The sequence below is a fragment of the Pseudomonas putida genome, assembly GCF_050989985.1.
GTDB classification, from domain to species: domain Bacteria; phylum Pseudomonadota; class Gammaproteobacteria; order Pseudomonadales; family Pseudomonadaceae; genus Aquipseudomonas; species Aquipseudomonas putida_AI.
The window spans coordinates 4,834,746-4,857,059 of the sequence record NZ_CP158815.1 but is presented as its reverse complement, the minus strand read 5'-3'; the positions used below and the strand labels follow the sequence as shown (position 1 = coordinate 4,857,059).

Annotated in this window: 15 protein-coding genes; 10 read left to right on the top strand and 5 right to left on the bottom strand. The window is 60.0% G+C overall.

What is annotated here, in order from left to right; all coding sequences use genetic code 11:
• Window positions 1-167: 167 nt before the first annotated feature.
• Window positions 168-2,909, bottom strand: coding sequence for an aconitate hydratase AcnA (acnA, locus tag ABTV29_RS22255; RefSeq protein ID WP_433766813.1), 2,742 nt, complete (start codon window positions 2,907-2,909; stop codon window positions 168-170).
• Between the two features lie 223 nt (window positions 2,910-3,132).
• Between acnA and rlmM the strand changes: the two genes are divergently transcribed.
• Both rlmM and tusA read left to right on the top strand, forming a co-directional pair.
• Window positions 3,133-4,206 carry a 23S rRNA (cytidine(2498)-2'-O)-methyltransferase RlmM gene (gene rlmM, locus ABTV29_RS22250; RefSeq protein ID WP_433766812.1) on the top strand — a complete coding sequence of 358 codons (1,074 nt, stop codon included), beginning with the start codon at window positions 3,133-3,135 and terminating at the stop codon, window positions 4,204-4,206.
• 205 nt (window positions 4,207-4,411) lie between these two features.
• Window positions 4,412-4,663, top strand: a complete 252-nt coding sequence (gene tusA, locus ABTV29_RS22245; RefSeq protein WP_433766811.1) for a sulfurtransferase TusA — start codon at window positions 4,412-4,414, stop codon at window positions 4,661-4,663.
• A gap of 45 nt (window positions 4,664-4,708) precedes the next feature.
• On the opposite strand, the gene ABTV29_RS22240 is transcribed toward tusA, so the two are convergent.
• The gene (locus tag ABTV29_RS22240; RefSeq protein ID WP_433766810.1) at window positions 4,709-6,118 is read right to left on the bottom strand and encodes an MATE family efflux transporter; all 1,410 of its coding nucleotides are present in this window, start codon (window positions 6,116-6,118) and stop codon (window positions 4,709-4,711) included.
• Window positions 6,119-6,375: 257 nt separating this feature from the next.
• On the opposite strand from ABTV29_RS22240, the gene pdxB reads away from it, so the two are divergent.
• Window positions 6,376-7,518, top strand: coding sequence for a 4-phosphoerythronate dehydrogenase PdxB (pdxB, locus tag ABTV29_RS22235; RefSeq protein WP_433766809.1), 1,143 nt, complete (start codon window positions 6,376-6,378; stop codon window positions 7,516-7,518).
• A 187-nt stretch (window positions 7,519-7,705) separates the two neighbouring features.
• On the opposite strand, the gene ABTV29_RS22230 is transcribed toward pdxB, so the two are convergent.
• Window positions 7,706-7,885 (bottom strand): PA1571 family protein, encoded by a 180-nt coding sequence (locus ABTV29_RS22230; RefSeq protein ID WP_433766808.1) that lies wholly within the window; start codon window positions 7,883-7,885, stop codon window positions 7,706-7,708.
• A gap of 250 nt (window positions 7,886-8,135) precedes the next feature.
• Here ABTV29_RS22230 and ABTV29_RS22225 point away from each other — a divergent pair, with 250 nt between their 5' ends.
• Window positions 8,136-9,923, top strand: coding sequence for an ABC transporter transmembrane domain-containing protein (locus ABTV29_RS22225; protein ID WP_433766807.1), 1,788 nt, complete (start codon window positions 8,136-8,138; stop codon window positions 9,921-9,923).
• Between the two features lie 181 nt (window positions 9,924-10,104).
• On the opposite strand, the gene ABTV29_RS22220 is transcribed toward ABTV29_RS22225, so the two are convergent.
• Window positions 10,105-12,033 carry a transglycosylase SLT domain-containing protein gene (locus tag ABTV29_RS22220; RefSeq protein WP_433766806.1) on the bottom strand — a complete coding sequence of 643 codons (1,929 nt, stop codon included), beginning with the start codon at window positions 12,031-12,033 and terminating at the stop codon, window positions 10,105-10,107.
• Window positions 12,034-12,246: 213 nt separating this feature from the next.
• On the opposite strand from ABTV29_RS22220, the gene ABTV29_RS22215 reads away from it, so the two are divergent.
• A complete protein-coding gene (locus ABTV29_RS22215; protein ID WP_433766805.1) occupies window positions 12,247-14,166 on the top strand; it encodes an ATP-binding cassette domain-containing protein in 1,920 nt (639 codons plus the stop codon).
• 73 nt (window positions 14,167-14,239) lie between these two features.
• Here ABTV29_RS22215 and ABTV29_RS22210 read toward each other — a convergent pair whose 3' ends face one another.
• Window positions 14,240-14,680 (bottom strand): universal stress protein, encoded by a 441-nt coding sequence (locus ABTV29_RS22210; RefSeq protein ID WP_433766804.1) that lies wholly within the window; start codon window positions 14,678-14,680, stop codon window positions 14,240-14,242.
• Between the two features lie 104 nt (window positions 14,681-14,784).
• Here ABTV29_RS22210 and ABTV29_RS22205 point away from each other — a divergent pair, with 104 nt between their 5' ends.
• The 5 genes from ABTV29_RS22205 (at window position 14,785) to topA (ending at window position 22,232) form a co-directional block, all read left to right on the top strand.
• Window positions 14,785-15,222, top strand: coding sequence for a hypothetical protein (locus ABTV29_RS22205; RefSeq protein ID WP_433766803.1), 438 nt, complete (start codon window positions 14,785-14,787; stop codon window positions 15,220-15,222).
• Between the two features lie 580 nt (window positions 15,223-15,802).
• A complete protein-coding gene (gene fadB, locus ABTV29_RS22200; RefSeq protein WP_433766802.1) occupies window positions 15,803-17,950 on the top strand; it encodes a fatty acid oxidation complex subunit alpha FadB in 2,148 nt (715 codons plus the stop codon).
• Between the two features lie 29 nt (window positions 17,951-17,979).
• On the top strand, window positions 17,980-19,155 hold the full coding sequence (gene fadA, locus ABTV29_RS22195; RefSeq protein ID WP_433766801.1) for an acetyl-CoA C-acyltransferase FadA: 1,176 nt from the start codon (window positions 17,980-17,982) through the stop codon (window positions 19,153-19,155).
• A 98-nt stretch (window positions 19,156-19,253) separates the two neighbouring features.
• Entirely contained in the window at window positions 19,254-19,490 is a 237-nt protein-coding gene (locus ABTV29_RS22190) for a DUF1653 domain-containing protein (protein ID WP_008050054.1), read from the top strand.
• A gap of 114 nt (window positions 19,491-19,604) precedes the next feature.
• The gene (topA, locus tag ABTV29_RS22185) at window positions 19,605-22,232 is read left to right on the top strand and encodes a type I DNA topoisomerase (RefSeq protein WP_433766800.1); all 2,628 of its coding nucleotides are present in this window, start codon (window positions 19,605-19,607) and stop codon (window positions 22,230-22,232) included.
• Window positions 22,233-22,314: the final 82 nt, after the last annotated feature.

Genomic DNA, 22,314 nt, shown 5'->3' with positions numbered 1-22,314 from the left:
TGGGGCAGTCGACATTTGTGTTGAATGTTTTATCGCCATCGCGAGCGAGCTCGCTCCCACAGTGGTTATGTGTTGTGCATCACTTCGTGGGCATACGGTGGGGGATTGTAAGGGCTGGCACCCAAACAAAAACACCGCCCGAAGGCGGTGTCGTTGTCAGCGTCAATTTACGAAGCGATCAGCTGTCGCAACACGTAATGCAGGATCCCGCCCGACTTGAAGTATTCCACTTCATTGAGCGTATCGATCCGGCACAGCACGTCGACCTTTTCCTGCGTGCCGTTTTCACGGGTGATGACCAGGGTCAGGTTCATCCGCGGCGTCAGTTCGACGCCGGTCAGGCCGAGGATATCGACGGTTTCGCTGCCACGAAGGTTGAGGCTCTTGCGGTTCTGATCCAGCTTGAACTGCAACGGCAACACACCCATGCCCACCAGGTTGGAGCGGTGAATCCGCTCGAAGCTTTCTGCGATGACCGCCTTGACCCCCAGCAGATTGGTGCCCTTGGCCGCCCAGTCGCGGCTCGATCCGGTGCCGTATTCCTGCCCGGCGATCACCACCAGTGGTGTGCCCGCGGCCTGATAACGCATGGCTGCGTCGTAGATCGCCAGTTTTTCCCCGGTCGGGATGTACAGGGTATTGCCGCCTTCTTCGCCGCCCAGCATCTCATTGCGAATGCGGATGTTGGCGAAGGTGCCGCGCATCATCACTTCATGGTTGCCGCGTCGCGAGCCGTAGGAGTTGAAGTCCCGCGGTTCCACGCCTTTCTCCCGCAGATAGCGACCCGCCGGGCTGTCGGCCTTGATGTTGCCGGCCGGGGAGATGTGGTCGGTGGTTACCGAATCGCCGAGCAACGCCAGCACCCGCGCAGCCTTCACATCCCTGACCACCGGCGGCGGGCCGCCAATTTCGTCGAAAAATGGCGGATGCTGGATGTAGGTCGAATCGTCCTGCCAGACATAGGTGGCTGCTTGCGGCACTTCAATGGCTTGCCACTGTTGGTCACCGGCGAACACTTCGGCGTATTCCTTGTGGAACATCGAGGTGTTGACCCGCTCCACGGCGTCGGCGATTTCCTTGCTGCTGGGCCAGATGTCCCGCAGGTAAACCAGCTGGCCGTTCCTGTCCTCGCCCAATGGTTCGCGACTGAGGTCGATGCGCACGGTGCCGGCCAGTGCATAGGCGACCACGAGCGGCGGTGAGGCCAGCCAGTTGGTTTTCACCAGCGGATGGACCCGGCCTTCGAAGTTGCGGTTGCCCGACAGTACGGAGGCCACGGTCAGATCGGCTTGCTGGATGGCTTTCTCGATCGGTTCCGGCAATGGGCCGGAGTTGCCGATGCACGTGGTGCAGCCATACCCGACCAGGTCAAAACCCAGTTCGTCGAGGTATTGCGTCAGCCCGGCCGCCTTGTAGTAATCGGTCACCACTTTCGATCCGGGCGCCAGAGAACTCTTCACCCAGGGTTTGCGTCGCAGGCCTTTTTCCACGGCTTTTTTCGCCACCAGGCCGGCGGCCATCATCACGCTCGGGTTGGAGGTGTTGGTGCAGGAGGTGATCGCGGCAATCACCACCGCGCCGTTTTTCAGCCGGTGGGTCTGGCCCTCGAATTCATAGTCCGCTTCGCCCGCCATGTCCGCATTGCCCACCGCCACGCCGCCACCGCCCTCGCTTTCCAGGCGGCCTTCTTCCTTGCTGGTGGGTTTGAGCTGGACGCCGAGGAAGTCGCTGAACGCTTGCGCGACATTCGGCAGTGAAACGCGGTCCTGTGGGCGCTTGGGGCCGGCGAGGCTGGCCTCGACGCTGGACATGTCCAGCGCCAGGCTGTCGGTGAACACCGGTTCCTTGCCCGGCAGGCGCCACAAACCCTGTGCCTTGCTGTAGGCCTCGACCAGTTTCACGGTCTCGGGGGAGCGGCCGGACAGGCGCAGGTAGTCCAGCGTGACCTCATCCACCGGGAAGAAACCACAGGTGGCGCCGTATTCCGGGGCCATGTTGGCGATGGTCGCGCGGTCCGCCAGCGGCAGATCGGCGAGACCGTCGCCATAAAACTCGACGAATTTGCCGACTACGCCTTTCTTGCGCAGCATCTGGGTGACGGTCAGGACCAGGTCGGTGGCCGTGATGCCTTCCTTGAGCTTGCCGGTGAGCTTGAAGCCGATCACTTCGGGAATCAGCATCGACACCGGTTGGCCAAGCATCGCCGCTTCCGCCTCGATCCCGCCGACGCCCCAGCCGAGGACGCCAAGGCCATTGATCATGGTGGTGTGGGAGTCGGTCCCCACCAGGGTGTCCGGGAAGGCGTAGGTGCGGCCGTCCTCGTCTTTGGTCCACACGGTTTTACCCAGGTATTCCAGGTTTACCTGATGGCAGATCCCGGTGCCCGGCGGTACCACGCTGAAGTTATCGAAGGCATTCTGGCCCCAGCGCAGGAACGCGTAACGCTCGCCGTTGCGCTGCATTTCGATATCGACGTTCTGTTCGAAGGCACTGCTGCTGGCGAATTTGTCGACCATGACCGAGTGATCGATCACCAGGTCCACGGGCGACAGCGGGTTGATTCGTTGTGGATTGCCACCGGCCTTGGCCATCGCCGCACGCATGGCGGCCAGGTCGACCACGGCTGGGACGCCGGTGAAGTCTTGCATCAAAACCCGCGCCGGGCGGTACTGGATCTCGCGGTCGGAACGACGCTCCTTGAGCCAGGCGGCAATCGCCTTGAGATCGGCGCCGGTCACGGTTTTGGCGTCTTCCCAGCGCAGCAGGTTTTCCAGCAGCACTTTCAGCGACATCGGCAGCTTGTCGAGATCGCCCAGGCTTTTGGCGGCATCCGGCAGGCTGAAATAGTGGTAGGTCTTGTCGTCGACTTGCAGGGTCTTGAGGGTGTTCAGGCTATTAAGGGAGGGCATTACGATCACTCCTTTACGTCCGCACGGCTACGGACTGAGGGGAACGGGCAGAGCATTAAACCTAGCCCTGTTTTCGGTAGCTGGCTAATAACTGGACTCTATGGGCAAGTCCGGGGTTCCGAACTCGGCTATCATGCGCCGGTTTTCGTGACAGGCTTTGCTCCAGCGCAAGCCTGGGCATCGCGCAGTGGCCGAATTTTTCGCCATCTGCCCAGGAGTAAGAATGAATACCCTCTTTATGCATTGCCGGCCGGGCTTCGAAGGTGAAGTCTGTTCTGAGATTTCCGACATCGCCGCCCGGCTGAACGTGGCCGGTTATGCCAAGGCCAAGCCCGCCAGTGCCTGCGCCGAATTTGTCTGCAGCGAAGAAGACGGCGCCGAACGCCTGATGCGCGGCCAGCGTTTCGACCAGTTGATCTTCCCGCGCCAATGGGCTCGGGGGATGTTCGTCGAGTTGCCGGAAACCGACCGCATCAGCGTCCTCCTCGCGCACTTGGCGGACTTTCCGACCTGCGGCAGCCTGTGGCTGGAAGTGCTCGACACCAACGATGGCAAGGAGCTATCGAACTTCTGCAAAAAATTCGAAGGCCCGTTGCGCAAGGCGTTGATCGGCGCGGGCAAGCTGGTGGACGACGCCAGCAAGCCGCGTTTGCTGCTGACGTTCAAGAGCGGCCGTGAAGTGTTCGTCGGCCTGGCGGAATCGAACAACCAGGCCATGTGGCCAATGGGCATTCCGCGCCTGAAATTCCCCCGCGAGGCGCCCAGCCGTTCGACCCTGAAGCTGGAAGAAGCCTGGCATCACTTCATCCCGCGGGATCAATGGGACGAGCGCCTGCACAGCGACATGACCGGTGTGGACCTCGGCGCCGCACCCGGTGGCTGGACCTGGCAGCTGGTCAATCGCGGCATGCTGGTGACTGCCATCGACAACGGCCCGATGGCTGAAAGCCTGATGGAAACCGGTCTGGTCCAGCACCTGATGGCCGATGGTTTTACCTTCAAGCCCAAACAACCGGTGGACTGGATGGTGTGCGACATCGTCGAAAAACCGGCGCGCAACGCCGCGATGCTCGAAGAGTGGATTGGCGAGGGGCATTGCCGCGAAGCCGTGGTCAACCTCAAGTTGCCGATGAAACAGCGTTACGCCGAAGTGAAGCGTCTGCTGGAACGCATCGCCGATGGTTTCAAGGCGCGGGGCATCAAGGTCGAGATCGGCTGCAAGCAGCTGTACCACGATCGTGAGGAAGTGACCTGCCATTTGCGTCGATTGGACGTGAAAAAGCCGAAATCCCGCTGAACGAGCCGATTGGGTTGTCCCGATCACTGTAGGAGCGAGCTTGCTCGCGATGAACCTGAGAGCGCATTGGGGTATCAGGCATCCCGCGTTATCGTTAACGACCATCGCGAGCAGGCTCGCTCCTACAGGGGGGGGCGGCGTAATGCCACAGATGACTGAGCACCCGGCAATGCGCGACAATGCCGGCCAGTTTCAGGAGTAGATCATGAGTGAAATGCTTGATACGCCGGTTGACGGCACCCTCGACGCCACCGGCCTCAACTGCCCGGAACCGGTGATGATGCTGCACCAGCACATTCGTGACCTGGTGCCTGGCGGCCTGCTCAAGGTGATCGCCACCGATCCGTCGACCCGCCGCGACATTCCCAAGTTCTGCGTGTTTCTCGACCACGAACTGGTGGCGCAGCACGAAGACGCCGGTACTTACCTGTACTGGATCCGCAAGAAGTCCGGCTGACCGGCGGCAAAAAAAGGCCTGCATCTGCAGGCCTTTTTTGTGTGCTCAACCCACCGACTGACTGATGCGAATCCGTTTGCGTGCGCTGCGCGTCAGGCGGATCGACAGCATCAGTGCCGCGCAACTCAAGCCTGCGATCAAGCCTTCCCACAGCCCGCTCGGGCCGCTGGCCGGTCCGAACCAGTCGGTCAGCCCCAGCACGTAACCTACTGGCAGACCGATGCCCCAATAGGCGAACAGCGTCAGGATCATCGTCACCCGAGTGTCCTGATAGCCGCGCAGCGCGCCGGCGCAGATCACCTGGATGGCGTCGGAGAACTGATACAGCGCGGCGTAGACAATCAGCATCGAAGCGATCTGGATCACGGTCCCGTCAGGGGTGTAGATCGAAGCGATAGGTTCGCGCAGCAACATGATCAGGCTGGCCGAGAATGCGGCAAACACCAGGGCCGCGCCCAATCCGACTTTCGCCGCAAAGCGCGCCTGCCAAGGGTTGCCGGCGCCCAGTGCCTGACCGACCCTGACCGTTACCGCCATGCCCAGGGAGTAAGGAATCATGAACAGCAGCGAGCTGATGTTCAGGGCGATCTGGTGCCCGGCGACCACGGTAGGGCCGAGGCTGCCGATCAACAGGGCGATGACGGCGAAGATGCTGGACTCGGCGAACACCGCGATACCGATCGGCAAACCGATGCCCACCAGGCGTTTGATCACTGACCACTGCGGGCAGTCGAAACGCGCCAGTACCCGGGTGCGGGCATAGAAGGGCGCCCAATAGGTCCAGCCGGCCATGCTCAATGCCATGAACCACATAACGATGCCGCTGGCCCAGCCACAACCGACGCCGCCCAGGGCGGGCATGCCGAAATGGCCGTAGATCAGCGCGTAGTTCAACGGGATGTTCAACAACAGTCCGCACAGGCCGATGACCATGCTCGGGCGGGTGCGGCCCATGCCGTCGCTGTAGCAGCGCAGTACGTAATAGAAGGCAATGCCGGGCAGGCCGAAGGCGATACCGTGCAGATACCCCATGCTCGGTTCGATCAACTGTGGATCGACTTTCATCCAGTGCAGGATCGGCTCGGCGCTAAGTAGCAGGCCGCTGCCGATCAGCCCGACACAGAGCGCCAGCCACAAGGCCTGGCGCACCAGCGGACCGATCTCGTCAAATTGCGCAGCGCCAAAGCGTTGGGCGACCTTGGGTGTCGTGGCCAGCAGCACGCCGGACATCAACAGGTAAACCGGAATCCAGATCGAGTTGCCCAGGGCTACCGAAGCCAGGTCCCGTGGGCTGACGCGGCCGGCCATGACGGCGTCGACGAAGCCCATGGCCGTGGTGGCCAGTTGCGCGACCATGATCGGCAGGGCCAGCGCGAGCAGGCCTTTGAGTTCCTGGCGCACTGGGGTCGTGCGAGGTTGGGCGGTTGTGGCAGTAGTGTCAGTCACGGAATTCACAGGCGAAGCGTCCAAAGGGTTTTGATGCGCAAGGCGGCGCATTCTACGCTTTGACGCAGCAGTCAGGAAAAGACCCGTGTTAGTGATTTGTAATCACGTGGCTTCCCCTGTAGGAGCGAGCATGCTCGCGATGGGTTCGAGAGCTATGCATTCATTCAGGCATCCCTCGTTATCGTTAACGTCCATCGCGAGCATGCTCGCTCCTACACAGGGATGAATTCTGGGCCTACACTGCCGATCCGCCAAAGGAGCCTGCCATGCTGATTGTTGCCGACGAAAATATCCCCCTGCTCGATGCCTTCTTCGAAGGCTTTGGCGAAATCCGCCGGGTGCCGGGACGTTCCATTGACCGCGCCAGCGTCGAACAGGCCGATGTGCTGCTGGTGCGTTCGGTGACCAACGTCAACCGCGCGTTGCTTGAGGGCAGCAAGGTACGCTTTGTCGGCACCTGCACCATCGGCACCGATCACCTGGACCTGGAGTATTTCGCGCAGGCCGGCATCAGCTGGTCCAGCGCGCCAGGCTGCAATGCCCGGGGCGTGGTCGACTATGTACTCGGCAGCCTGCTGACCCTGGCCGAAATCGAAGGCGTCGACCTGACTCAACGTACTTATGGCGTGGTGGGTGCCGGCGAGGTAGGCGGGCGCCTGGTCAAGGTCCTGCGCGGTCTGGGTTGGAATACCTTGGTCTGTGACCCGCCACGGCAAGCCGCCGAAGGTGGCGATTACGTCAGTCTGGAGCAGATTATCGAGCAGTGCGATGTGATCAGCCTGCACACGCCGCTGACCAAAAAAGGCCCGCAGTCGACCTGGCACCTGTTCGATAAGAAACAGCTTAACCAACTCAAGCCAGGCGCCTGGCTGATCAACGCCAGTCGCGGCCCGGTGGTCAATAACTCGGCCCTGCGTGATGTGCTGCTGGACCGAGAAGACCTGCAAGCGGTGCTGGATGTCTGGGAAGGCGAGCCGGAAGTCGACGTGGCGCTGGCCGAACTCTGCGTGCTGGCGACGCCGCACATTGCCGGGTACAGCCTCGATGGCAAGCAGCGCGGCACAGCGCAGATCTACCAGGCGTATTGCGATTTTCTCGGCCAGCCCGCCCGGGTCAGCTTGAGCGATCTGCTGCCGGCACCCTGGTTGTCGCAGGTCACCTTGAATGCCGAGAGCGATCCGGCCTGGGCATTGGCCATGTTGTGCCGTGGCGTCTACGACCCGCGCCGCGACGATGCGGATTTCCGCCGCAGCCTTGTCGGCAGTGTCAGTGAGCAGCGGGCCGCGTTCGATGCATTGCGCAAGAACTACCCACCGCGGCGGGAAATCGATGGGTTGAAGGTTCGGATTGACGGGGAGGCGCCGCAGTTGCAGAAGATTGTGGCGGCGTTGGGGGCTTCGTCTATCTGAAAGTCGAGTCGCCCCCTTCGCGAGCAGGCTCGCTCCCACAGGTTCTGCGGTGAACACAGAGGCGTTGTACGGCACAGATCCATTGTGGGAGCGAGCCTGCTCGCGATGGGTCGCACCGCTGTTTCCGGATAAGCGCCCATAAAAAACCCGGCCAACTCAGGGCCGGGTCAAGAAGACGGTGGCTATATCACTTTTGTTCGGCAGGCTTGACCAATCGCTTTTCCAGGTCGCGGCACGCTTTCTGGATCATGTCTTCAGTGATCGGTACTTCGCGCCCTTTCTCATCGATAATCGAGCAACCCAGAGACTGGTGTGGCTGCGTGCGGATCACTTGAATCTTGTCATCGCTGCTTTTTTGCAAGGACATGGCCTGTCTCCTCTTCAGGTTGTGTGCCTACTGTATAACCGTCAGGTGACCGGGCTGTGACATCTCCCTGCGATCGTTTCATGGCGGCAACACCAGTCCACCAGAAATAACGCGACGTTGCTACCCGGACTTTAGATCGATAACGACTAGGATCTGGTATTGGCGGTCATAATTAACCCGACTCATTGTGATTCACCGAGTTCCACTCCATTGAGCGGTCCAGGGTGAACCTGACCACTGTTTCGCCTGGATGATGCCAATGCTTTCAGTTCGCCACCGTCGTGCCATTCGTCTCGCCAGCCGCTTCATCGCGCCATATCGCTGGCACGCGTTCGGCGCCTTGTTCGCATTGATCGTCACAGCAGGCATCACCCTGTCCATGGGGCAGGGCATTCGCCTGCTGGTGGACCAGGGCTTCATGACCCAGTCGCCACACTTGCTCAATCAGTCCATCGGATTGTTCATGCTGCTGGTGATCGGGTTGGCGCTGGGCACATTTGCGCGGTTTTACCTGGTGTCGTGGATCGGCGAGCGCTGCGTCGCCGACATCCGCCAGCAGGTCTTCAACCATCTGATTTATCTGCATCCGGGGTTCTACGAAAACAACCGCAGTTCGGAAATCCAGTCACGCCTGACCGCCGACACTACGTTGCTGCAATCGGTGATCGGTTCTTCGCTGTCGCTGTTCTTGCGCAACCTGTTGATGGTCATCGGCGGGATTGTCCTGCTGTTTATTACCAACCCCAAACTCACCAGCATCGTGGTAGTCGCCTTGCCGCTGGTGATCGCGCCGATCCTGATCTTCGGCCGCCGGGTACGCAATTTGTCGCGGTTGAGCCAGGACCGGATCGCCGATATTGGCAGCTACGTCTCGGAAACCCTCGGCCAGATCAAAACGGTGCAGGCCTACAACCATCAGGCGCAGGACGAACAGCGTTTCGCCGTGACTGTGGAAGAGGCGTTCAACACGGCGCGCAAGCGTATTTTCCAGCGGGCCTGGCTGATCACGCTGGTGATCGTCCTGGTGTTGGGTGCCGTCGGCGTCATGCTCTGGGTTGGCGGCATGGATGTGATTGCCGGGCGGATTTCCGCGGGCGAACTGGCCGCGTTTGTCTTCTACAGCCTGATCGTGGGCAGTGCGTTCGGTACCTTGAGCGAGGTGATCGGCGAATTGCAGCGCGCGGCAGGCGCGGCGGAAAGAATCGCGGAATTGCTGCGTTCGGAAAACATCATCGTGCCGCCAGCCACCGACCGGGTGACGTTGCCTGCAAGGGTGCAGGGCAATTTGCAGTTGCAGGAAGTGCGCTTTTCCTACCCGTCCCGTCCGGAAAGCTATGCGGTCGATGGCTTGAGCTTGACCGTCAGGGCTGGAGAGACCCTGGCGCTGGTGGGGCCGTCCGGCGCGGGCAAATCGACGGTGTATGACTTGTTGCTGCGTTTCTACGACCCCGCCGAAGGGCGCATCCTGCTGGATGGTGTGCAACTGACAAGGCTTGATCCAATGGACCTGCGTCGCTGCTTCGCCCTGGTCTCGCAAACCCCGGCGCTGTTCTTCGGCAGCATCGAGGACAACATCCGCTACGGCAAGCCGACGGCAACCCTGGCCGAGGTTCAGGAAGCGGCCAGAATCGCCTACGCCCACGACTTCATCGAAGCGATGCCCAATGGTTATCAGACACATCTGGGAGATGGTGGCCTGGGCTTGTCCGGTGGTCAGCGCCAGCGCCTGGCCATCGCCCGGGCGCTGCTGGTGGATGCGCCGATTCTGCTGCTCGATGAAGCCACCAGCGCCCTGGATGCCCAGAGCGAGCATTTGATCCAGCAGGCGCTGCCAAGCCTGATGAAAAACCGCACCACCCTGGTCATTGCCCATCGTCTGGCAACCGTCAAAAACGCCGACCGCATCGCAGTCATGGACCTGGGAAAACTGGTAGCGGTGGGCACGCATCAGGAGTTGATCGCCAGTAATGCGCTGTATGCGCGGTTGGCGGCGTTGCAGTTCAGTGATGGCAAGACCGAACTCGATCTTCATCTGTAGGCGTTCTGCAGGATGTGTGCGGGAGCCGTGTAGGAGATGTGTAGGAGCTGTCGAGTGAAACGAGGCTGCGATCTTTTCAGCCCATCTCAGCCCCAAAAAAATACCCGCATCAATCGATGCGGGTATTTTTCAAGAGCAAGATCAAAAGATCGCAGCCTTCGGCAGCTCCTGCATGACCGGGTTATTGATCGTCAAAATACCGCTCATGCCAATCCACCAGCGGCTGCGGCGAGTTGAGCTTCTGGCCGTAGATCACCGAGTACGACAGCACGTTCTGCACATACTGGCGGGTTTCGTCGAACGGAATGCTTTCCACCCACACGTCGAAACTCAGGTGGTCGGCGCCGCGCAGCCATTGGCGGACGCGGCCCGGGCCTGCGTTGTAGGCGGCGGAGGCCAGGACGCGGTTGCCGTTGAACTGGCTGTGAACCTGGCTCAGGTAAGCGGCGCCGAGCTGGATGTTCTTGTCCGGGTCAAACAGTTGCTGTGGCGAGGCATAAGGAATGCTGAACTTGCGCGAGGTTTCCTTGGCGGTGGCAGGCATCAGCTGCATCAGGCCCGATGCACCGACGCCGGAGCGGGCGTCGTCCATGAATGCGCTTTCCTGACGGGTGATGGCGAACACCCAGCTCGAGTGCAGTCCGCGATTCTTCGCTTCACGCACCAGTGTGTTGCGATGGGCCATCGGGAAGCGGATGTCCAGGTCGTCCCAGTACTGGGCCTGGCTAATGGTGCGAATCGCCGGGAAATACCATTTCAGGTCGTAGGCCAGTTTCGCCTGGGCGACCATTTCGTCACGGCTGAAGTGGCGGCTGACGTGATACCACTCGCGGCGTCCGTCGACGATCTGCCCGCGGGCGTGGAACTCCAGGGCGCGGCGCACCCCCGGCGTGTTGCGCACTTTATTGATGGTGGCCTGGCTCAGCACCAGCGGCTTGTTGATCAGCGAGTAGGGCGACTGTGAGCGGTCGGCGGCGAGGAAACCATAGAAGTCGCGCTCGCGAGCCAGGCTCTTGTAAAGCGACTGCGCTTCCGGGTTCTGCGGCTGCGCCAATTCAAGGCTGCGGGCCTGCCAGTAACGCCAGCGATTGGTGGTGGCCAGGTCCTGGGGCAGGCGGCGGGTCAACTGATAGGCATCGTCCCAGCGGGCCAGGCGCAAGAGCAGGCGCAGGCGCCATTCGGACACGGTGTTGTCGCGCAGCTCCGGGTCGTACTTGGTCATGACGTCCAGCGCGCGGCTGTCGAAACGGCGCGCGAGGGTCAGGCCGACTTCCCGGGCGATCGCCACTTTTTCATCGCGGGAGAAGTGCATGCTGCTGGCATAGCCGTCGAGCAGGTTCATGGCTCTGTCCGGGTCCTGCCGGGCAAGGCGGCGCAGGCCAAGGCTGACCACATCCGACATCGCTTCGTCCGCCGGCGTGAAACGCGATGGTTGATTAAGCAGCTCGGGGTTCTGCGCCACGTCGATCAACAGGCGACCGCGAGGGGCGAGGGTGGTCAGGCCATTGACCAGGCTGGCGGCCAGCGGGTAGTTGCGCGTCTGGGCTGCGAGCTTGGTGCGTTCCCAGCGTTTTTGCTCGGTCAACTGGCCTTCGGCGGCCCACATGCCGAACAGCGCATCGCAGGCGGCGGGCTGGGATTTGCCGGTCAGCCAAAGCTTGTTGGCGTTGGCGTAGCCTTCGGACTTGAGGTTGTGGCTGATCTGATACTGCGCATTCAGGCAGTCCAGCTCAGTGAAGTTCATTTTGGGGTCGTAATATTTGACGAACGTCGCCCAGTCGCCGCGATCCGCCAGCCAGCGCAACCAGCGCAGCTTCATCCAGTTGGCCTGGGGCAGGTCACCGTGTTCGGCGAGGAATTTTTCGATTTCGGCATTGCTCGCGGTTTTCAGTCGCGCGGTCAGCTCGTCATAGGCCAGATACGGTTCCAGCGGATAGTCCGCCAGGGCCTGGCTGTAACGGAAATATGGGCCGGTGTCGCCCTTGGCCAGGGCGCGTTTGGCTTCATCGTAATACTGGCGTTGGGTGGACAGGTCCACCGCCTGGGCGGATTGGACGGCAGCGGCAGAAAGTAAAAAACAGGACAAAAGATTGAAAAGGCGACTGCGCATGAGACGTCCGGACAGAAAAACCATGACAAGTGCTGGCGATGCCCACACTGAATTATCCGTAGCTTAGCCTTTTGCCAGCAGTGGGTGAAAGGTTTGCGGACCTGTCCGCATCAGTTCGCAACATTTGTGCTGCAGAGTGCTACGACAGTGAAATTGCCGGCCTTCTGAAGCCTCGATTCAGGTAGAATGCGCGCCCGGTTTTTGGAGAAGCTCATGACCCTGCTCAAATTCAGCGATGTGTCCCTTGCATTCGGCGCTATGCCGTTGTTGGACAAGGTGTCCTGGCAGATCGCCCGTGGAGAGCGGGTGTGCATCATCGGCCGCAACGGCACTGGCAAGTCCAGCATGATGAAGCTGGTCAAGGGCGACCAGAAGCCCGATGACGGCTCCGTTTGGCGCATGCCCGGGCTCAAGATCGGCGAATTGCCGCAAGAATTGCCGGTAGCCGACGAGCGGACGGTCTTCGATGTGGTGGCCGCAGGCCTGGACGGTGTCGGTGCGTTGCTCGCCGAATATCACCACCTGAGCCAGAACATCGTCACCGATGCCGACCTGGAAAAGCTGATGCACGTCCAACACGACCTCGAAGCCCGTGACGGCTGGCGTTTGCAAACCCTGGTCGACAGCACCCTCAGCCGCCTGCAACTGCCGGCCGACAAGACCCTCGCCGAGCTGTCCGGCGGCTGGCGTCGTCGCGTCCTGCTGGCCCAGGCCCTGGTTTCCGAGCCGGATCTGCTGCTGCTCGACGAACCGACCAACCACCTGGATATCGGCGCCATCGCCTGGCTCGAAGAAGCCCTCAAGGACTTCCAGGGCGCCGTGCTGTTCATCACGCACGACCGTTCCTTCCTGCAAAACCTCGCGACCCGCATCCTCGAACTTGATCGTGGTGGCTTGATCGACTGGAACGGCGACTACGCCAGTTTCCTTGTGCACAAGGAAGCCGAGCTGGCCGCCGAGGCCACCGCCAACGCGCTGTTCGACAAGCGACTGGCCCAGGAAGAAGTGTGGATTCGCCAGGGCATCAAGGCCCGGCGTACCCGTAACGAAGGCCGCGTACGTGCCCTCAAGGCCCTGCGCGTCGAACGCAGCGAGCGTCGTGAGCGCACCGGCAAGGCCAACATTCAGCTCGACACCGCGGAGAAATCCGGCAAGCAGGTCATGGTGCTGGATAACGTGAGTTTCGCGCATCCGGACGGTCCGTTCCTGATCAAGGATTTCTCCATGGTGTTGCAGCGCGGCGACCGTATCGGTCTGCTCGGCGCCAACGGCACCGGCAAGACCACGCTGCTGAAACTGATGCTCAGCGGCTTGCAGCCAACCAGCGGTACGGTGGAAGAGGGCACGAAGATCGACGTTGCCTACTTCGATCAGTTGCGCCACCAGCTGGACCTGGAAAAAACCGTGATCGACAACGTCGCCGAAGGTCGCGACTTCATCGACATCGACGGCCAGAGCCGCCACGTGCTGAGCTATCTCGGCGACTTCCTGTTCAGCCCGCAGCGTGCCCGCACGCCGGTCAAGGCGCTGTCCGGTGGTGAGCGTGCGCGACTGTTGCTGGCCAAATTGTTCAGCAAACCGGCGAACCTGCTGGTCCTCGACGAACCGACCAACGACCTCGACGTCGAAACCCTCGAACTGCTGGAAGAGGTCTTGCTGACCTTCAGCGGCACCGTACTGATGGTCAGCCACGACCGGGCATTCCTCGATAACGTAGTGACCAGCACCCTGGTGTTCGAAGGTGAGGGCAGGATTCGTGAATACGTCGGCGGTTATCAGGACTGGTTGCGCCAGGGCGGTTCGCCACGCCTGCTGGGCGTGACGGAAAGCAAATCCGGCAAGGCCGATCTGAACTCCGCGATAGTCAAGGCCGAGCCGGCACCTGTCGCACCCGTAGTCGAAGCACCGGCGGCGAAGAAGAAGCTCAGCTACAAGTTGCAGCGCGAGTTGGAAGCGTTGCCAGGTCAGATTGACGAAATGGAGCAGCAGATTGCCGCCGTTGAAGCGCAGATGGCGGATGCCGGTTTCTACCTGCGTCCGGCTACCGAGACTGCTGCGGTGATCGCTCAGCTGGCGCAATTGCAGGCTGAACTCGACGTGATGGTCGAGCGTTGGGCCGAATTGGATGCGTGATTGATCCGGCCATGAAAAAGCCCGGCGTTCATTACTGAGCGCCGGGCTTTTTCACGTTTGCAACCAGGAGTGGTCAGTTCTTGCTTTGCAGGCGCACCGCCAGTACATCGCAAGGCGCGCCGTGTAGCACGTCATTGGCGGTAGAGCCCAGCAGCAGTGCCAGGCCATGCCGGCCATGACTGCCCACCACGATCATGTCGCAGTCCTGCTCCTTGGCCAGGTGATGAATCTCCTGGCGTGGCTGGCCGTAGGTCAGGTGGCAGTTTTCCCTGTGAAGCTCCGGATACTTCACGATCAAGCGATCGAGGCGCTCCTTGGCCTGATCGAATTGCTGCTGTTGCAGTTGTGACAGGTCCATCGGCACGTCACCACCAAAGGCCATGGCCATTGGCTCGACAATGTGGACCATGGATAATTTTGCGCCGTTGCTCACCGACAGTTCGCGAGCCCGGTGGATTACAGGGTCGCACTCTTCGGTTAGATCTACAGCGACCAGAATATGCTCGTAGGGCATGAGGTGCTTCTCCTGAGAAACGCAATATTGGTAAGTATGGCTGGTTTCAGGCGTATTGGTTCCAAAGAGACCCAATCCGCTCATTCAAAATCGGGAGTACAGATATGACGGTCTGGATAGTGGTGTCAATCCTGCTGGTGGTGCTCAGCCCCCTGGCATGGTTGCGCCCGTCGCGCCAGCAGAGTGGTCGCATGGCCCTGCGCATGGAAGCGCGACGCATCGGGCTGGCCATGCAGCTGGCGCCTCAGGAATGGCCGCACTGGCTTGGCCAGGAGCCGCCAAACCCTTGTGCGCAGTACCACCGGCCAAGACGAGGCACGCAACCGGCTTGCTGGATTTACTGGCAAAAATCACCGGGCTTGTGGGTGAATCAGTGGCAGGAGCCTTGCGAGGACCAGACGCTGCTCAGCCATTTCGAAAAATTGCCGGACAATGTCTACAAGGTCGAGGCCGACAAGCAAATGATCGCCCTGTATTGGGGCGAGAAGGGCGAAGCCGAGGTCTTGCAGCACATCGACGCCACACTCAAGGCGCTCGCCTGATCCCTTCCTGTCTCGCGATGGTCGTCAACGCTGACGCTGGGTGCCTGAAATCCGGCTGAGATCTTGCGTTCATCGCGAGCCTGTTCTCGCAGGCAATAAAAAGCCCGACAACATCATCGGGCGGGATGGCCAGGCAGGCCGGTAATTCCGTTTTGTCTCATCTTGCGCCTGGCGTTCGCCATTGGCGTTCAAAATTTCCCAGTGGTTTCGCCAGCGTAGCCTGTTACACAAAGGTTGCAGCGAATTAGGGCGACTTTTCTAATGATTGATCCTATGAATGTCCCTGCATGCAAACGCATGTAATAGGCCGTTGTCCTACAGAAATGACCGCAAAGTCGCGTTTCAACCCGCATTTTGGGCGATTGACAATTGGCGGAAATTCCGTGAAGGTGGCGTACCCAAATCAAACGGGCGTATGAATTGAGCGTTTGTATTATCAGACCGCTCCTACAGAATCCCGACTATCGCGTTGGCGGGTGTGCCGGGTGGATTGGCGTAGCATCGACGATTGACGTCCCTGCCAGCCCTTCGCCTGCTTCCGACGTGTACTGTTCAGCTTCCATATCGTGGAGATCAGTTGATGATTTACGAAGGTAAAGCCATCACGGTTAAGGCTCTTGAAAGTGGCATCGTCGAACTGAAGTTCGACCTCAAGGGTGAGTCCGTCAACAAGTTCAACCGTCTAACCCTGAACGAACTGCGTCAGGCCGTGGACGCCATCAAGGCAGATGCTTCGATCAAGGGCGTGATCGTCAGCAGTGGCAAGGACGTATTCATCGTCGGCGCCGACATCACCGAATTTGTCGACAACTTCAAGCTGCCGGATGCAGAGCTTGTTGCTGGCAACCTCGAAGCCAACAAGATTTTCAGCGATTTCGAAGACCTCAACGTCCCCACCGTTGCCGCGATCAATGGCATCGCGCTGGGTGGCGGCCTGGAAATGTGCCTGGCCGCGGACTACCGCGTCATGTCCACCAGCGCCAAAATCGGTCTGCCGGAAGTCAAACTGGGCATCTACCCGGGCTTTGGCGGTACCGTGCGCCTGCCGCGCCTGATTGGTGTCGACAACGCGATCGAATGGATTGCCGCCGGCAAGGAAAACCGTGCTGAAGACGCGCTGAAAGTCGGCACCGTCGACGCTGTGGTTGCCCCTGAAAAGTTGCAACAGGCTGCTCTGGAACTGATCAAGCGCGCCATTTCCGGCGAGTTCGATTACAAGGCCAAGCGCCAGCCGAAGCTGGAAAAGCTCAAGCTGAACGCCATCGAGCAAATGATGGCTTTCGAAACCGCCAAAGGTTTCGTTGCCGGCCAGGCGGGCCCGAACTACCCGGCGCCGGTCGAAGCGATCAAGACCATCCAGAAAGCCGCGAACTTCGGTCGTGACAAGGCGCTGGAAGTCGAAGCCGCCGGTTTCGTGAAACTGGCCAAGACTTCGGCTGCGCAAAGCCTGATCGGCCTGTTCCTGAACGATCAGGAACTGAAGAAAAAGGCCAAGGCCTACGACGAAATCGCCAAGGACGTGAAGCAGGCCGCTGTACTGGGTGCTGGCATCATGGGTGGCGGTATCGCCTATCAGTCGGCTTCCAAAGGCACGCCGATCCTGATGAAGGACATCAACGAACACGGTATCGAGCAGGGTCTGGCCGAAGCCGCCAAACTGCTGGTTGGCCGTGTCGACAAAGGCCGCATGACCGCCGCGAAAATGGCTGAAGTGCTCAACGGCATTCGTCCGACCCTGTCCTACGGTGACTTCGGTCATGTGGACCTGGTGGTTGAAGCCGTCGTCGAGAACCCGAAGGTCAAGCAAGCCGTTCTGGCGGAAGTCGAAGCCCAGGTCAAAGAAGGCACCATTCTGGCCTCCAACACCTCGACTATTTCCATCAGCCTGCTGGCCAAGGCCCTCAAGCATCCGGAAAACTTCGTCGGCATGCACTTCTTCAACCCGGTGCACATGATGCCGCTGGTGGAAGTGATCCGTGGCGAGAAGTCCAGCGAGCTGGCAATTGCCACCACCGTTGCCTACGCCAAGAAAATGGGCAAGAACCCGATCGTGGTCAATGACTGCCCGGGCTTCCTGGTCAACCGTGTCCTGTTCCCGTACTTCGGCGGTTTCGCCAAGTTGGTCAGCGCCGGCGTCGACTTCGTGCGCATCGACAAGGTCATGGAAAAATTCGGCTGGCCAATGGGCCCGGCGTACCTGATGGACGTGGTCGGCATCGACACCGGCCACCACGGTCGCGACGTAATGGCTGAAGGCTTCCCGGACCGCATGAAAGACGACCGTCGTTCGGCTGTGGACGTGCTTTACGAAGCCAAGCGCCTGGGCCAGAAGAACGGCAAGGGCTTCTACGCCTACGAGACCGACAAGAAGGGCAAGCAGAAGAAAGTCGCCGATCCATCGGTGCTGGAAGTGCTCAAGCCAATCGTCTTTGAACAGCGCGAAGTCACTGACGAAGACATCATCAACTGGATGATGATCCCGCTGTGCCTGGAAACCGTGCGTTGCCTGGAAGACGGCATCGTTGAAACCGCTGCCGAAGCCGACATGGGCCTGGTCTACGGTATTGGTTTCCCTCCATTCCGTGGCGGTGCGCTGCGCTACATCGACTCGATCGGTGTTGCAGAGTTCGTTGCCCTGGCTGACCAGTACGCTGATTTGGGCGCGCTGTACCACCCGACCGCGAAGCTGCGCGAAATGGCCAAGAACGGCCAGAGCTTCTTCGGTTAAGCGCCCCCAACTAGAGTGAGAGTGAACTTATGAGCTTGAATCCTAGAGACGTCGTGATTGTCGACTTCGGTCGTACTCCGATGGGCCGCTCCAAGGGCGGCATGCACCGCAATACCCGCGCCGAAGATATGTCGGCGCACCTGATCAGCAAACTGCTGGAACGCAACACCAAGGTCGACCCGAACGAAGTCGAAGACGTGATCTGGGGCTGTGTGAACCAGACCCTGGAGCAGGGCTGGAACATCGCTCGCATGGCGTCCTTGATGACCCAGATCCCTCACACTTCGGCCGGCCAGACCGTCAGCCGCCTGTGTGGCTCGTCCATGAGCGCGCTGCACACTGCCGCACAAGCGATCATGACTGGCAACGGTGACGTTTTCGTCGTTGGTGGCGTCGAGCATATGGGCCACGTGAGCATGATGCACGGTGTCGATCCGAACCCGCACATGTCGCTGTACGCTGCAAAAGCTTCGGGCATGATGGGCCTGACCGCGGAAATGCTCGGCAAAATGCACGGCATTACCCGCGAACAACAGGATGCCTTTGGTCTGCGTTCCCACCAACTCGCCCACAAGGCGACCGTGGAAGGCAAGTTCAAGGACGAAATCATCCCGATGCAGGGTTATGACGAGAACGGTTTCCTGAAACTGTTCGACTACGACGAAACCATTCGTCCGGAAACTACCCTGGAAAGCCTGGCGAATCTGAAGCCGGCGTTCAACCCGAAAGGTGGTACCGTGACGGCCGGTACTTCGTCGCAGATCACCGATGGTGCTTCGTGCATGATCGTGATGTCGGCGCAGCGTGCACAGGACCTGGGCATCCAGCCTATGGCGGTGATTCGCTCGATGGCAGTGGCTGGTGTGGACCCGGCGATCATGGGCTATGGTCCAGTACCGGCTACACAAAAAGCACTGAAGCGCGCGGGCCTTGGCATCAACGATATCGACTTCTTCGAGCTCAACGAAGCGTTCGCTGCACAGGCCCTGCCAGTGCTGAAGGACCTGAAAGTGCTCGACAAGATGAACGAGAAGGTTAACCTGCACGGCGGCGCGATCGCCCTGGGTCACCCGTTCGGTTGCTCCGGTGCCCGGATTTCCGGCACTTTGCTTAATGTGATGAAGCAAAATGGCGGTACCCTCGGGGTAGCCACCATGTGCATTGGCCTCGGCCAAGGCATCACCACCGTCTTCGAACGCGTTTAAGCGTTACGTCGACGGAAGCCGGGGCCAAGTGCCCCGGTTTTTGTTTTTCCGGGATTAATTTGTTTTATTTTTGAAAAAATTTGAGTGAGGGCCGAAGCATGCCGATACAACCAGGGCTCTACCAACATTACAAGGGTCCGCAGTACCGCGTATTCAGTGTCGCGCGGCATTCGGAAACCGAGGAAGAAGTGGTCTTTTACCAAGCCCTGTATGGCGATTATGGCTTTTGGGTGCGCCCCTTGAGCATGTTCCTGGAGTCGGTCGAAGTTGACGGCGAGCAGGTGCCACGCTTTGCTTTGGTGCAGGCCGAAGAGAGCCTTTTTAACAAGCCATGAGCTGAGTGCGCGCAAAACCCTGCGCTTGACCTCACCTTGTAGCCACTATATATAGCGGTGCCGCGTCAGGCGCCAACCGCCTTTCACTTCTAGAATTCAGGAATTTTCTGATCCATGGGCAAATCGCTGGTCATTGTGGAATCCCCGGCTAAGGCCAAGACCATCAACAAGTATCTGGGCAACCAATACGTGGTGAAGTCGAGTATCGGCCATATCCGAGACCTGCCCACCAGCGGTTCGGCGAGTGCCACCAAAGAACCGGCCGCCAAGCGCGGCAAAGCTGCTGCGGGCGAAGCGCCGGCACTGTCGCCGAAGGAAAAGGCACGCAAACAGCTGGTTGCTCGCATGGGGGTCGATCCCGATCACGGCTGGAAAGCCAAGTACGAGATCCTTCCAGGCAAGGAAAAGGTCATCGAGGAGCTGCGCCGGCTCGCCAAGGATGCTGACACCATCTATCTCGCAACCGACTTGGATCGCGAGGGGGAAGCCATTGCCTGGCACCTGCGCGAAGCCATCGGTGGTGATGACAGCCGCTACAAGCGCGTGGTGTTCAACGAAATCACCAAGAAAGCGATTCAGGAAGCCTTCTCCGAACCGGGCGAGTTGGACATCGATCGTGTCAACGCTCAGCAGGCGCGTCGTTTCCTCGACCGCGTGGTGGGTTACATGGTTTCGCCGCTGCTGTGGGCCAAAATCGCTCGCGGTCTGTCCGCCGGTCGCGTGCAGTCGGTAGCGGTGAAACTGGTGGTCGAGCGTGAGCGTGAAATCCGCGCATTCATCCCGGAAGAGTACTGGGAAGTCCACGCCGACCTTGGCACCGCCAAAGGCGCCACCGTGCGTTTCGACGTCGCTCGCGAGAAAGGTGAGGCTTTCAAGCCGCTGAACGAAGCCCAGGCCATGGCCGCGCTGGAAAAGCTCAAGGCCTCCAGCTACAGCATCGTCAAGCGTGAAGACAAACCGACCAGCAGCAAGCCGTCGGCACCGTTCATCACTTCCACCCTGCAACAGGCTGCGAGCAACCGCCTGGGCTTCGGTGTGAAGAAAACCATGATGATGGCTCAGCGTTTGTACGAAGCTGGCTACATCACTTATATGCGTACCGATTCCACCAACCTCTCGGCCGATGCCGTGGCGATGGCGCGTACTTATATTGAAGGCGAGTTCGGCAAGAAGTATCTGCCGGACACCCCGAATGTCTACAGCAGCAAGGAAGGCGCACAAGAGGCTCACGAAGCGATTCGTCCGTCTGACGCCAACACCACGCCGAGCAAGCTGTCGGGCATGGAGCGCGATGCCGAGCGTCTTTATGAGCTGATCTGGCGCCAGTTCCTCGCATGCCAGATGCTGCCGGCGCAATACCTGTCGACCACAGTCACCGTAGGTGCCGGCGATTTCGAGCTGCGTGCCAAGGGCCGCATCCTCAAGTTCGACGGTTACACTCGCGTCCTGCCGCAAATCGCCAAGCCGGGCGACGACGATGTATTGCCGGATATGGCCCAGGGCGATGCGATGAAGCTGATCAAGCTTGATCCGACCCAACACTTCACCAAGCCGCCGGCGCGTTACTCGGAAGCCAGCCTGGTCAAGGAAATGGAAAAACGCGGCATCGGTCGTCCTTCGACCTACGCGGCGATCATTTCCACCATCCAGGACCGTGGCTACGTAGCGCTGCACAACCGTCGTTTCTATTCGGAAAAGATGGGCGACATCGTCACCGAGCGTCTGGCGGAGAGCTTCTCCAACCTGATGGACTACGGCTTTACCGCCGGCATGGAAGAGCATCTCGATGACGTGGCTCAGGGCGAGCGCGACTGGAAGAACGTACTCGACGAGTTCTATGGCGACTTCAAGAAAAAACTCGAAGTGGCCGAGAGCCCGGATAACGGCATGCGTGCCAACCAGCCGGTCATGACTGATATCCCGTGCACGACCTGCGGCCGTCCAATGCAGATTCGTACGGCGTCGACCGGCGTGTTCCTCGGTTGCTCGGGCTACAGCCTGCCACCGAAGGAGCGTTGCAAGGCTACCGTCAACCTGGTGCCGGGCGATGAAATTGCTGCGGACGACGAAGGTGAGTCGGAGTCGCTGGTACTGCGTGGCAAGCATCGTTGCCCGATCTGCAGCACCGCGATGGACGCCTATCTGCTCGATGAGAAGCGCAAGCTGCACATCTGCGGCAACAACCCGGATTGCGACGGCTATGAAATCGAAGAGGGTGTTTATCGCATCAAGGGCTATGAAGGTCCGAGCCTGGAATGCGACAAGTGCGGCAGCGAGATGCAACTCAAGACCGGCCGTTTCGGCAAGTTCTTCGGTTGCACCAACGCGACCTGCAAGAACACCCGCAAGCTACTGAAGAGTGGTGATGCGGCGCCGCCGAAGATGGATCCGGTGAAGATGCCTGAGCTGAAATGCGAAAAGGTCAACGACACCTACATCCTGCGTGACGGTGCTTCCGGCCTGTTCCTGGCGGCCAGCCAGTTCCCGAAAAACCGTGAAACCCGTGCTCCGCTGGTGATGGAAATCATCCCGCACAAGGATGAAATCGATCCGAAGTACCACTTCCTGTGTGAAGCGCCGAAGAAAGATCCGGATGGCCTGCCGGCCGTGATCCGCTACAGCCGCAAGACCAAGGAGCAATACGTGCAGACGGAAGTCGACGGTAAGCCGACTGGCTGGAAAGCGTATTACGACGGTGGCAAATGGACCGTTGAAGACAAGCGTCCTGCCGCGAAGTCTTAATCAGAGCTGTATCGAAAAGGCCGCATCTAACCATGCGGCCTTTTTTTGCGCTTGCGGTGGGCTTGGTTGATCCACGACACTG